The sequence below is a fragment of the Rhizobium rhizoryzae genome, from assembly GCF_011046895.1.
GTDB classification, from domain to species: Bacteria; Pseudomonadota; Alphaproteobacteria; order Rhizobiales; family Rhizobiaceae; genus Neorhizobium; species Neorhizobium rhizoryzae.
This window is the reverse complement of sequence record NZ_CP049250.1, coordinates 1,901,169-1,913,254: the sequence shown is the minus strand read 5'-3', so window position 1 is coordinate 1,913,254 and position 12,086 is coordinate 1,901,169. Positions and strand designations below refer to the sequence as shown.

Here is a 12,086-nt window from a genome sequence, read left to right as displayed (position 1 = left end):
CGCGCTTCAACGATCTATCGGTTGGGAAAAAGTCCCGTTCAGGCAACCTTGGGCAGGTTGGCAAAGACCGAAGAGAGGATCTTGCGGTCGAAGGGCTTCAGCAGGAAGTCGTCTGCGCCAGCCCGCTTGCCTTGCATCATCTTCTTCAGATCGGCTTCGATGACGCAGTAGTAGATGCGAACCGCCTTGCCCTGTGGCAGGCCACGGACACCGGCAATCAGGTCTAGCGCACCATCCAGTGCGGCATCCACGATGAGGATCGACGGGATCTCCGCCTGGCAGCGCATCATCGCCTCGCGGCCGGACGTTGCTTCGACCACCAGAAAATCGAGTTCGGTCAGAATGCGCTTGGCAACCGTTCGAACAATGTCTGAACTGTCGGCGATCATCAGGCGCTGCATCGAACCCTCCATTGGACCAAATGGACCATACCCCGCGTACGTTATCGCACGCGGGTTGAGGTTATAGAGTTCGCGCTAATGAAAGGTTACCAGTGATTAGACGACTGCACCTTCTGCGATAAAGGTGATGCGGTCTTCGTAGGAAACGTGTTTCAGCTCCATGCCGCATTCGTCGGCCAGAAGTACCGTGTAGTAGGGCTGGATGGTGTGGCCATCGACAGCCTCTTCCAGCGTACCGGAGTTGATTTCCACATACTTGGCGGGAACGCGCAGCATGCGGCCCTTTACGGTGATGGAGAATTTCGGATCGGTCTCAACGTCCTCCAGAACGATGTCCATCGAGCCGCCGCGCGGAATGGCGCTGTAGGCCACGAGGAAGAGGTTGAGCAGCAGCTTCACGCGGTTCTTCGGAATGATGGCGCGCGGACCGCTCCACGTCACTTCGGTCTTTTTTTCCGCCGCGGCAAAGTCTTTTGCGGCTTTCTCCGCTTCACCCGTGTCAATGGAAGCGCCAACGGAACCGGAGGCCCCAAACGCCAGACGGGCAAACTTCAGGCGAACCGAAGCATTGAGGGCGGAGGTGCGGATCAGGTCCAGCGCGTCGGCATCGGTACCGCCTTCATCCAGCAGTTCGAGACCGTTGTTGATGGCGCCAACGGGCGAAATGACATCGTGGCAGACACGGCTGCACAGGAGCGCCGCCAGATCGGGACCGCTCAGAGTGAGGTTCGGATTCTTCGGCATGGATTTCGGTTCCTGTTCCGGTGGCTCTCGCAGGCGCGGCTATCGCGCATCACGAGGGACTGACATTGCAAGATTGCCCGGACCTGTTCTTCTCGACTTGGGTTCGGTGCTTCGCCGCCATAATGACACCATTTTTGGTAAACCGGTTGTTAACAGGATGGCAGCAGAATAGTGCAGCCGTGACCCAGGCATACGATTTTCGAACAAACGGACAGGCCCATGATCATCAGAAGACTTTCCGCTGTTGCCCGGCTCGTAGTCGCCACACTCGGCGCAACGCTGGTTTCAGTCATGTCCACGCCCGCACAGGCCCAATCGGGATCGCAATATTCGGTGCAGGAAATTGTCGATGCCGGACACGGCTTCTTCGGCTCCACAAGCGGCGGGCTGGCCAAGGTCGTGGAGAAGGCCTTCTCTCAGTATGGTCTGCCAAACGGTTACATCCTCGGCCAGGAAGGGTCCGGTGCATTCATTGCCGGCCTGACCTATGGCGAAGGCGAGCTTTACACAAAGAATGCTGGTCAGCACCCGGCCTTCTGGCAGGGACCATCTCTGGGTCTGGACTATGGCGGCCAGGGCGCCCGCACCATGATGCTGGTCTATAATCTGCCGGATATCCAGAGCCTGTATGCGCGCTTTGGCGGCGTCAGCGGCTCGGCCTTCGTGGTGGCAGGCGTCGGCATGACGGCCCTGCGCAACGACCAGATCGTCCTCGTTCCCATCCGCACCGGGCTTGGCGCACGCCTTGGCGTCAATGTCGGTTATCTGAAGTTCACGCAGCAGCCGACATGGAATCCCTTTTGATTCCGCGAGCCGGCGGCAGTCTATCCCGCCTTGCCGCGCCATCCTGCCTGTTAACGCAGTTGCACATATTGCTGTCCGGCATGGGATCGGTTAGCACTATCGGAAATTGCCAGCCTGCTTTGGATCTTCCGTGATACAATTCGCGCTACTCTTCGGGTTCGGCTTTCTGAGCGCCGTCCTGCTGGTCATGATCCTGGCACCGGCGGTCCATCGCCGCGTCGTCGTTTATACCGAGAACCGTCTCAAGGCCACCATGCCCATCAGCCCCTCGGAAGTGCGGGCGCAGCGGGACATGGCGCGCGCCGTCTACGCCGCCGAAAACGCACGCACCAAGCAGGAACTGCTGCAGGAACGGGATAAGGCCGTCGGCATGCAGATCCGGTTCGACAAGCTGGCGGCTGAAGCGTCCGAACTGCATTCCAGCAACCACGAACTGCAAATGCAGGTGCAGGATATGAGCACCGAGGCCGCCGATCTGCGCTCACGCCTGCGTCGCGAAGAAGGCTTCATTCGGCAGTTGAAGGAATCGCTGCATCTGGTCGAAACGAACGTATCGGCGCGGAACGAAACAATCGAGGCGCTGGAGCGTCGCATGACCCGTCTGACGGCGGAAATCGATGATCTGCGCCTCGACCTGTCTGCCCGTGAGACCGAGATTGAAAGCAGCCGCCTGCGCGGCACTGCATTGCGCGAGGAACGCGATACGCTTCGAATCGACACGAAACTTCTGACAACGCGGGCAAAAGATGCCGAAATGCGTTTGCAGGAAGCAGAGCGCAAACTGGCACGGCTGGAAAAGAAGCTGGCAAGGGAAACCGCAGCGAAGGCGGATCTCGAAACGCGGCTTCAGTGGCGCGAACAGGAACTGGATCGTATGCGCACTGCGCGTAGTAGCAGCGCAGAGGTGGTCCAGCCGGTCACGGGCAACTACCCCTTGCCGCGCAAGAAACTTCCAGCCAATGCGAAGAAGGCCGCGGCGGCAGCACTTCTCGAAACCACGGATGATGACGAAGACAACATGTTGCCCGTACAGACGCTCGAAACCGATCTTCGAAGCCGTTCTACGGCACTGACGGCCCAATTGACGAAGGCGAAGACGAAGAAGGCCCAGGATGCTGTTCGCGCGGAACTTGCCGCCATCGCCGCCGATATGGTTGCCCTGACGGCTGTGAAGGATGGCAATGGAGAAGAGCTGAAAGCCTCGTTGCTTGCCGCGGCCAGGGATAAGCCGGAAGACAACGACGATCTGAGCCTTGCCGAACGGGCGGCCATGGCGATCGACCGCGTCTCGCCAGCAGCGACGGCGGAATAAAAGATCAGCCGAGCAAGTCCTGGCCGCGCGCCATTTCATAAAGCGCGATACCGGTAGCTGTTGCTGCATTGAGGCTGTCCAGCTGCGGCATTTGCGGAATACGGGCTGTCTGGAAGCGCTCCATGATGTGGGCAGGCAGCCCCTCTCCCTCAGTCCCGGTCACCAGTGCAACGCGGTTGCCCTTTGGGACGTTCCGGATATCGATCTCGCCACGTGGCGAAAGCCCGAAAATCGCAAAGCCCGCTCGATCCACGGTTTCCAGCAGCGAAAGCGCCGCACCACCGCGTGCAAACGGTACAGATAGGACGGAGCCGACAGAGACCCGCAAGGCCTTGCGATAGAGCGGATCACAGCAGGTTTCGTCCAGAAGCAGCGCACTCACTCCAAAGGCCGCAGCGTTGCGGAAGATCGATCCTATGTTGTCATGGTTGGAAATGCCGCAACAAACGCCGACCAAGGCCTTTTCCGGCAGCGCGTTCAAAAGCGCGTCCGCACCCTGCTCCAGCATACGGGAACCGAGCGCCAGAACGCCGCGGTGAAGGTGAAAGCCTGCGATCTGATCGAGAACCGCAGCGGAGGCGACATAGACCGGGACTTCGGCGGGAAACGCCGCAAGAATCTCACCGAGACCCTCCAGGCGGTTCTCCAGCAGCAGAAGCGTCTCCGCACGAAAGCGTGCCTTGGCTGACACGTGGGCGGCAGCCAGCATGCGTAGCACGACCGTACCTTCCGCTATGAACTGCCCGTGACGGCCAACCAGATCCCGCTCGCGAATATCGCGAAACTCGGCGATACGCGGATCATGCGGATCGTTTATGCGGATGATCTGGCGGGCAGTGTCACGCATGGTCAGTTGGTGACCGTCACATCCGCTACGATCCGGCCAACGGACAGATCGAAGATCAGCGCCTTGCGCTCACCCTTCAGGCTGCCCCAGAACAGGATCTGGCTGCCGGAACTGGAAACGGACTGGATCTCGAAACCCTGCGGCAAGGCGGCGCGTGCGGAAAGCGGCTGGTCGGCGGGTACCGCGAACCCGGCAGGCGCTGCCAGTTTTTCCGGTTCAGGCCGGTTCTTCACCTTATAGACAACCGCGAACAACACGGCCATAAGGCTGACGATTATGATGCCGCTTGAGACGATCTGCAGACGAACCATCTTCCGCCGAACGTTTTCCATCACCGGATCGAGCGGCTCGTCGTCTTGCTGGTGCTCGGTATCATGATTGGCCATCAGTCAGGCGCCCTTGCTGTCAATGTCATCGGAAACAAAGAAATGAACGACCCCTTTAATCAAGGCGAGACGCCAAGGAAAGTGCTGACTGCCGGAGAAGATGCCGAAGGGCGGCTGGATTCGTGGCTGACCGGTGTTCTGGAGGGTGAGTTTTCCCGCAATCGCATCAAGTCGCTGATCGAGCAAGGTGCGGTGTACATTGATGCCAAGCCCTGCCTTGAGCCGAAAAAAAAGGTTCATCCGGGCATGGTTGTCGAAATCGAGGCCCCGGAGCCGGAAGATCCGGAGCCGAAGGGCGAGGATATTCCGCTCGAGGTTCTTTACGAAGACGATGACCTGATCGTGATCGCAAAGCCAGCCGGACTGGTGGTGCATCCGGGTGCCGGAAATTGGACCGGTACGCTGGTCAACGCCCTGATCCACCATTGCGGCGACAGTCTTTCGGGCATTGGTGGCGTCAAGCGACCGGGCATCGTGCATCGTCTCGACAAGGATACGAGCGGCGTCATGGTCGTTGCGAAGAACGATATGGCACATCGCCATCTGGCGGACCAGTTTGCCGATCACGGTCGCACGGGCGATCTGGAGCGCGCCTATCTTGCCCTCGTCTGGGGGCGTCCGCAGCAATTGCGCGGCACGATCGATGCACCGCTTGGCCGCTCGACGGCCGACCGCACCAAGCGCAGCGTGAAACGCGAGGAGAGCATGGATGCGCGTGAGGCCATCACGCACTACGAGGTGGTGGAACGTTTTCACGAGCGGGAGGATTCCACGGCTCTGGCGGCTCTGGTGGAATGCCGGCTGGAAACCGGCCGCACTCATCAGATCCGTGTTCACATGGCCCATATCGGTCATCCGCTGATCGGAGATCCGGATTACGGCGCAGCCTTCAAGACCAAGGCCAACCGCCTGCCGGATGCGGCGCGCGAGGCGGTGAACGGCTTTCGCAGGCAGGCACTGCACGCCTATCTGCTCGCCTTCGAACATCCGCGCACGGGCGAAATCATGGAATTCGAGGCACCGATGCCAGAGGATTTCGACGTGCTTCTGGACGCTCTTCGCGCAGAATAAGATGCAAACCGCAACATTCTGCTGCCTCGGGTGTTTATGAAGTGCGCCGGGCAGGTTTGGCGCGTCTGAAGTTGATCGGTAGCTCTGCGCGGGAAATCGATACCGCCGATCAACATGTCATGATCCAGCCAGATTCCACAGCGTATCTAGCTAAGGACAGGCTTGAACGGTGCAAATCCAATACTTATCTGTCACGTGGCTCGGTGCGAGGTCGCCAAGACTCGCGCCGCACAGGCTCGCCAGCGGCAGACGCTTCCAGGGAGCCGGAAACGAAGAAAGGGGTGCTCTATGGCCCGCAACACACTTCCGTCCATTACAGCCGGCGAAGCTGGTCTGAACCGCTATCTGGACGAAATCCGCAAATTCCCGATGCTGGAACCGCAGCAGGAATACATGCTTGCCAAGCGGTATAATGAACATGGGGATCGCGACGCCGCACATCAACTGGTGACTTCGCATTTGAGACTCGTGGCGAAAATTGCCATGGGCTATCGCGGCTACGGCCTGCCGATCGGCGAAGTCGTCTCTGAAGGTAATGTCGGCCTGATGCAGGCGGTCAAGAAGTTCGATCCCGAGCGCGGTTTCCGTCTGGCGACCTATGCAATGTGGTGGATCAAGGCCTCCATCCAGGAATACATCCTGCGCTCCTGGTCACTCGTCAAGATGGGTACGACCGCCAATCAAAAGCGTCTGTTTTTTAACCTGCGCCGCCTGAAGGGTCGTATTCAGGCAATCGACGAGGGTGATCTGAAGCCGGAACAGGTCCGCGAGATTGCGACGAAGCTGAATGTCTCAGAAGAGGAAGTGATTTCGATGAACCGTCGCCTGACCGGCGATGCCTCATTGAACGCGCCCATTCGCGCGACGGAAGGTGAATCGGGTCAGTGGCAGGATTGGCTGGTCGACGACCACGATAGCCAGGAAGACGTTCTGATCGAGCAGGACGAGCTGGAAACGCGACGCCGCATGTTGGAACGGGCGCTCAGCGTGCTCAATGAGCGGGAACGCCGGATCTTCGAAGCGCGACGTCTGTCGGAAGACCCGGTAACGCTGGAAGAGCTCTCAGCCGAGTTCGATATCAGCCGCGAACGCGTGCGTCAGATCGAAGTCCGCGCCTTTGAAAAGGTGCAGGAAGCCGTCCAGAAGGAAGCTCTGGCTGCTGCGAAGGCCTTGCGCGTCGTTGACGCGTAAGGCGGATCCGTCGGTACGGCGGCGCAAACCTCCGCCGGATCGCCTTACATTTTAGTCGGCAGCCGAAGTTTTGACGCTTGTTATACTTTATGACGAGAGAGGCGAATGCATGGGCGTTGCGGCTGCGTCGGTGCGACGGCCGACCTACCTATTGATTTAGCTACATTAATATTAGAAAATAACAATATATCACTTTATGCATGAAAAACTAAACCCCTAATTGTTGTGGAGGGGCTTTAAGCTTTCGGTTACCTCGCAGGCACATATCTGAATAAAACGTCAGGATGTAACTGTCGCCACATCCTCTTGAGGGTTATCGCACGGCTGACCCTGACGGATGTTCAGGTGGGCACAGATCGGGGTCAAGCATGTTTCCTTTCGCATCCGGTACAGACAGCGCAAAATTGGCAGCCATCGACATGCTCACCGCGAATGTGATGATAGCGGACGCGAAGCTGAACATCATCTACATGAACGGTGCGGTGCGCGAACTCCTGCAGGAGGCGGAAAGCGAGTTGAAGCAGGAGCTTCCCCGTTTCGACATGCGCACGCTTCTCGGCAGCAATATCGACATATTCCACAAGAACCCGTCCCATCAGCGCAAGATGCTTGCAGGTCTCACCAAGCAGCACAGGGCCACCATTCATGTCGGCAACCGTACATTTGACCTGATCGTAAACCCGATCAAGCGCGGCAGCACCATCACCGGATTTGTGGTCGAATGGGCGAATGCCCAGGAGCGCATCGAGAACACGGATTTCCGCAAGCAGTTGCAGGCCATAAGCCGCGCCCAGGCGGTGATCGAATTTACGCCGACCGGCGATATCATGCTCGCCAATGAAAACTTCCTGAAGACGGCGGGCTACACGCTTGCCGAGATCAAGGGCAAGAACCATCGCATGTTTCTGGCTCAGGGTCAGGAAGGCGATGCGGAATACGCGTCACTCTGGGCAGAGCTCAACGCGAACCGTCCGGTGATCGGAGATATCGTTCGGCAGGGAAAGAACGGCCAGGCCATCTACCTGAATGCCTCCTACAACCCGATAACCGATGAGAGCGGCAAGGTCGTCAAGGTCGTGAAATTCGCGACCGATGTCAGCGGACGCGTGCACGCGGTCAGAACGATTGGCAGTTCGCTGGCCAAACTCGCAGACGGCGATCTGTCCTTCCGTCTGGATGAAGCCTTCAGCAAGGATTTCGAGACCCTGCGTCAGAACCTGAACGATGCTGTTTCACGACTGGGCGAAACCCTGTCGGTCGTTTCACGGACCGCCGAATTGATTGATGGTGGCTCGCGCGAAATCAGCGGAAGCGCTCAGGACCTTTCAAAGCGCACGGAGCAGCAGGCGGCGGCACTGGAAGAAACCGCTGCGGCACTGGACCAGATTACCGTCAACGTCCGCAACGCCTCCGCCCGCACCGATGAGGCCCGCGAAGCCAGCGAAACGGCGGACAAGAGTGCCGCGCATTCGGGCAAGATCGTGTCAGAGGCGGTCGGCGCCATGGCCCGGATCGAACAGTCGTCGCAGCAGATCTCCAACATCATCGGCGTCATCGACGAAATCGCTTTCCAGACCAACCTCCTGGCGCTGAATGCCGGTGTCGAGGCCGCCCGCGCCGGTGAAGCCGGCAAGGGCTTTGCCGTCGTAGCGCAGGAAGTGCGTGAACTGGCCCAGCGCTCCGCCCAGGCGGCCAAAGAGATCAAGGAACTGATCCGCAATTCGACCGACGAGGTCAATAATGGCGTGAAGCTCGTCAGCGAAACCGGGGAAGCGCTGAAGACGATCCAGGAAAACATCATCGCCGTGAACGAGCACATGCAGTCGATCGCCAGCTCGGCACGCGAGCAGTCGACGGGTCTTTCCGAGGTCAACACTGCCGTCAACCAGATGGACCAGATGACCCAGCAAAATGCCGCGATGGTGGAAGAAACCACGGCTGCCAGCGCATCTCTGGCGCAGGAGGCAGAACAGCTTCGCCACCTGATCAGCGGCTTCGTGCTTCCACAGGCAAAACAGCGACCGGTTCAGCCCGCCACCACCCGACCCCCGGTCCAACGGCCGGCAACAAACCATGCAGCCAGCCATCAGGCACCGGCACAGCCGCGCGCTCCGGCTTCCGCCCCACGTCGCCCCGCCGCTTCGGCAACTGTCGGTAACACGGCCTTGAAGACGGATGACTGGGAAGAGTTCTGAGCAGAGCCATCGGTTGATCGTCTAGATGTCTAGATGTCTAGACATCTGCCTCAGGAGCGGCGTAACGCTTCAGCCGCTCCTCAAGTGTACCGGTATGCAGTTCGAAGAGATGATTGTCGTCGTCGTAGAAATAGATCGACTGACCCTCTCCTTCCACACGTGATCTCGGATCTTTCAATTCGAGCCCGAGATCCTCTATGGCCTTGAGGCGCTCGTCCATGTCCGACGGCTCGATCCGGAAGGCCACATGGTTGTAGCTGCGATGGGAGAGCCCCTCGCCTTCCATGATTGCGATCCAGACCGCCGAGGGCTCCGCGCCAATCAGGAAAAACCGCTCGCGCGACAGCGAGAAGCTCGTCTCGCCGCTGTCATAGACCTTTCGACCTTTCAGAACACGCGTGACGATCTTTTCCATGCGGTCGAGATCGCTAACGACGAAGGTAATGTGGCTGAGCGCTTGCATCTTCGGCTCCAATTCCGGTTGATGAAACCAGTCTGCCCGACAGAAACGTCGGCATGATGATGGTTGGGATCAAATAAAAAATCCCGGTCGCTTTTGGCAACCGGGATCTCGAAATCGGACGTATGGGGATTGTTACTGCCCCTGCTGCGGGGCCGCCGCTTGCCAGACGCGGGTGGCTTCATCGAACGCCTTGCGCCCATCATCACCCTTCTGCATCGTCAAAAGCGCGCGACGACCATTGCTGTAGATGAGGGGAACATCGATCCAGTCACGGCTTCTGATCAGATCGAGGTTACGCGCACGCGCATCCGGGAAGTCGTTCAGAGCGATCATGTGGAAGTCCGGCGTGATCTTTGCCGGTACCGCCACGAGCGGATCGCCGCGATCCTGCTCCGTCTGCTTCATGGAAATCCGCTGGACGCTGTCGATGGAGCCTCCTTCGAAGTTCGGCGGCAGCGAGAAGACGAACTCCACAAGATGACTTGCCGGAAGAGAAGGATCCGTATTGCGCTTGAATGTGACAAGCGCCGTCAGACCACGTCCCGGAATGCTGATGCGTCCCTGGACGGCGGGCTCGGTCTTGCCATTCTCGACCGCTTCCTTCTGCAACGACCAGGAGACAGAACCTTCAACCGCGGTCGGCGAAGACTGTCCGACCCGCTCCTCATAGAGGAAGATCTTGTTGCCAGCGACAGCAACCGTATTGGCGGGCTGGCTGGATGGCGGAACGCCAGGGGCCGTTGCGCCGGCTGCAGTGTTTGGCGCAGGCGCACCATTGGCGGGTGCGGCAGTACCAGCGGGCGGCTGGGCTGAAGCGGCTGGCGGCGAAACCTGTGCAACGGATTGATTGCCCGCTGTACCGGCTGGACCGCCGGAACCGCTATCCTTTTCGGTGCCGTCCGGCATCAGACGCTGGGTGAATTTTTGCGGTTCGCCGGGCTTGGCAGCGGTGGCCGGTTGCGCCGCCGGTGTCGTGGCTGCCGTTTGTTTTGCAGGCGGGGTCTGGGCAGCAGGCGTCGCCGTCTGCGCAGGTTGACCCGCCGGTTGGCCCGTCTGTTGAACCGCAGGCGCGGCACTATCCGTGCCACCGATCAGACCGCTCAGCGCATCACGGTTGAGCCAGATGGCATAGCCACCGCCTGCAAGGATCGCCAGACCGACAACGCCGAGCAGAATGCCGACATAGTTGCGCTTGGGCTTTGGCGCGACCCGGTAAGGACGTGCAACCGGTTGAGCCATGAGCTCTTCCAGTTCCTGATTTTCAGCCAGTTGGTCCCGTGGCTTGACATCGGACGTTGTCGCGGCCCGTGCCGCCGCAACGCCCGCAGCACCGGCGGCAACGCCCGTGGCAGCCGCAGCGGCCTTGGTCTTGTCATAGCCGATCAGTTCTTCGAGGTCGTTCCAGGGATCGGCGTCGGCAGGTTCAGGCTTCGCCGTTGTCGCAGGCTCCGGCTTGGCACTGATGAACTCGGCGAAAGGATCATGCGGCTCGAGTTCCGGCCCTCTGGATTGCGATGGGGCGGGGTCCAGATCCGGAAAATCCGAGACGGGCGGCATGCGCGCGTCCGTCGCCACATGGGTCGGCTCTTCGAAATGAGCAGAGAAAAGCTCGGCGGCAGCGCTGTCGTCAAAGGTCTTGGCAGAGGGCTCAGCGGGCTGCGCATCCTTGTAATCGGCCTCGTCGGCCCAGGCATGCTCTTCCATTGGCCGGGATGCACGCACAGGAACCTCGTCCGGCGTCCAATCGACGACGGGCTCCGGCTGACTGTATTCCCCCACGACCGGCGCCGTGGACGGCGCATCGGGCCAGGCGGGTGCGACACTGACCGGGCGTTCCGGCACCGGCGCCTCGTATGCATCGACCGGCGCATCAACAGCCGCATCGGCTTCCGATGCTTCATCGGGTTGCGTGGCTTCGGTTTCCGCCTGCACCCAGGCATTGCTGTCGATGACGGCTTCGTCCGTGGCAATGGACGCCTGATCGAAATGGCCGTGATGGACGGGCGGAGCGGGACGCGCGGTCTCGACATCGTCTTCATCGGCGAAGGGATCATTGGAACGTGCATCTGGCTCCGCTTCCACGGAGACCAGCGCGTCATCGGAATGATCTGGCTGGTAGGGTTCAGAGGAAGCGTCTGCGACGGGCTGGTTCACCCATTCCGGCTCGGCCTGGCTAGCGTCCTGGCTGGCGTAGTGGCCTCCAGACACATCATAGGGCTGAACCGGAAGAGGTTCCGGCTCGGACTGCTGATGATGGTCACCATATACGGGCTCTGCTTCTTGCTCGTCCTGCGGCTGATGATAGGCCTCAGTCTGAGCTTCCTCGGCAGCAGCGGCCTCGGGAGGTTCCTCATAGGCCTGCACTGGCTCCGCAGGCGCTTCGGCAATGGCCTCATCCGGTTGTGCAGCAGCCAAAGATGCATCGTCATCGGGCGGCGCGGCCTCCCGATGTTCAGCTTCGACATCCCGGATGGCAGCTTCCAGCTTTTCCATCTGTCGACGCAGCATGTCTTCCGAGGGCTGCGGCTTCATGCTTTCCAGCTGTCGCTGAACCGCACCGCGCGCCTTCTCGTAAACCCGGATGCGCATCTCGGGCGTATTGTTCGCCAAGCCATCCACGGCTCGGCGAATAACTGCTACAAAATCAGCCATTGATACTTTCTCTTGCTCAC

At 59.8% G+C, this 12,086-nt stretch carries 11 protein-coding genes; 5 read left to right on the top strand and 6 right to left on the bottom strand.

Annotated elements, in window-relative coordinates; genetic code table 11:
• Window positions 1–38: 38 nt before the first annotated feature.
• Together G6N80_RS15160 and chpT are read right to left on the bottom strand one after the other, a co-directional pair.
• Window positions 39–401 (bottom strand): response regulator, encoded by a 363-nt coding sequence (locus G6N80_RS15160; RefSeq protein WP_062555522.1) that lies wholly within the window; start codon window positions 399–401, stop codon window positions 39–41.
• Between the two features lie 96 nt (window positions 402–497).
• Window positions 498–1,145, bottom strand: a complete 648-nt coding sequence (chpT, locus tag G6N80_RS15155; protein ID WP_062555523.1) for a histidine phosphotransferase ChpT — start codon at window positions 1,143–1,145, stop codon at window positions 498–500.
• Window positions 1,146–1,364: 219 nt separating this feature from the next.
• Here chpT and G6N80_RS15150 point away from each other — a divergent pair, with 219 nt between their 5' ends.
• Complete coding sequence (locus G6N80_RS15150; RefSeq protein WP_062555524.1) at window positions 1,365–1,949, top strand: DUF1134 domain-containing protein; 585 nt, start codon at window positions 1,365–1,367, stop codon at window positions 1,947–1,949.
• Window positions 1,950–2,079: 130 nt separating this feature from the next.
• Complete coding sequence (locus G6N80_RS15145; protein ID WP_165134979.1) at window positions 2,080–3,261, top strand: coiled-coil domain-containing protein; 1,182 nt, start codon at window positions 2,080–2,082, stop codon at window positions 3,259–3,261.
• Window positions 3,262–3,265: 4 nt separating this feature from the next.
• On the opposite strand, the gene G6N80_RS15140 is transcribed toward G6N80_RS15145, so the two are convergent.
• Together G6N80_RS15140 and G6N80_RS15135 are read right to left on the bottom strand one after the other, a co-directional pair.
• Window positions 3,266–4,108, bottom strand: a complete 843-nt coding sequence (locus G6N80_RS15140; protein ID WP_165134976.1) for a TrmH family RNA methyltransferase — start codon at window positions 4,106–4,108, stop codon at window positions 3,266–3,268.
• 2 nt (window positions 4,109–4,110) lie between these two features.
• Window positions 4,111–4,494 (bottom strand): hypothetical protein, encoded by a 384-nt coding sequence (locus tag G6N80_RS15135; protein ID WP_062555527.1) that lies wholly within the window; start codon window positions 4,492–4,494, stop codon window positions 4,111–4,113.
• A gap of 42 nt (window positions 4,495–4,536) precedes the next feature.
• Here G6N80_RS15135 and G6N80_RS15130 point away from each other — a divergent pair, with 42 nt between their 5' ends.
• From G6N80_RS15130 to G6N80_RS15120, 3 genes are all read left to right on the top strand, one after another.
• Window positions 4,537–5,565 carry an RluA family pseudouridine synthase gene (locus tag G6N80_RS15130; protein WP_165134973.1) on the top strand — a complete coding sequence of 343 codons (1,029 nt, stop codon included), beginning with the start codon at window positions 4,537–4,539 and terminating at the stop codon, window positions 5,563–5,565.
• Between the two features lie 288 nt (window positions 5,566–5,853).
• The gene (gene rpoH, locus G6N80_RS15125) at window positions 5,854–6,756 is read left to right on the top strand and encodes an RNA polymerase sigma factor RpoH (RefSeq protein WP_062555529.1); all 903 of its coding nucleotides are present in this window, start codon (window positions 5,854–5,856) and stop codon (window positions 6,754–6,756) included.
• Between the two features lie 368 nt (window positions 6,757–7,124).
• Window positions 7,125–8,951 (top strand): methyl-accepting chemotaxis protein, encoded by a 1,827-nt coding sequence (locus tag G6N80_RS15120; RefSeq protein WP_165134970.1) that lies wholly within the window; start codon window positions 7,125–7,127, stop codon window positions 8,949–8,951.
• 37 nt (window positions 8,952–8,988) lie between these two features.
• Here G6N80_RS15120 and fosX read toward each other — a convergent pair whose 3' ends face one another.
• Complete coding sequence (gene fosX / locus G6N80_RS15115) at window positions 8,989–9,414, bottom strand: FosX/FosE/FosI family fosfomycin resistance hydrolase (RefSeq protein WP_165134967.1); 426 nt, start codon at window positions 9,412–9,414, stop codon at window positions 8,989–8,991.
• Window positions 9,415–9,546: 132 nt separating this feature from the next.
• On the bottom strand, window positions 9,547–12,066 hold the full coding sequence (locus G6N80_RS15110; RefSeq protein ID WP_165134964.1) for a hypothetical protein: 2,520 nt from the start codon (window positions 12,064–12,066) through the stop codon (window positions 9,547–9,549).
• Between the last annotated feature and the right edge of the window lie 20 nt (window positions 12,067–12,086).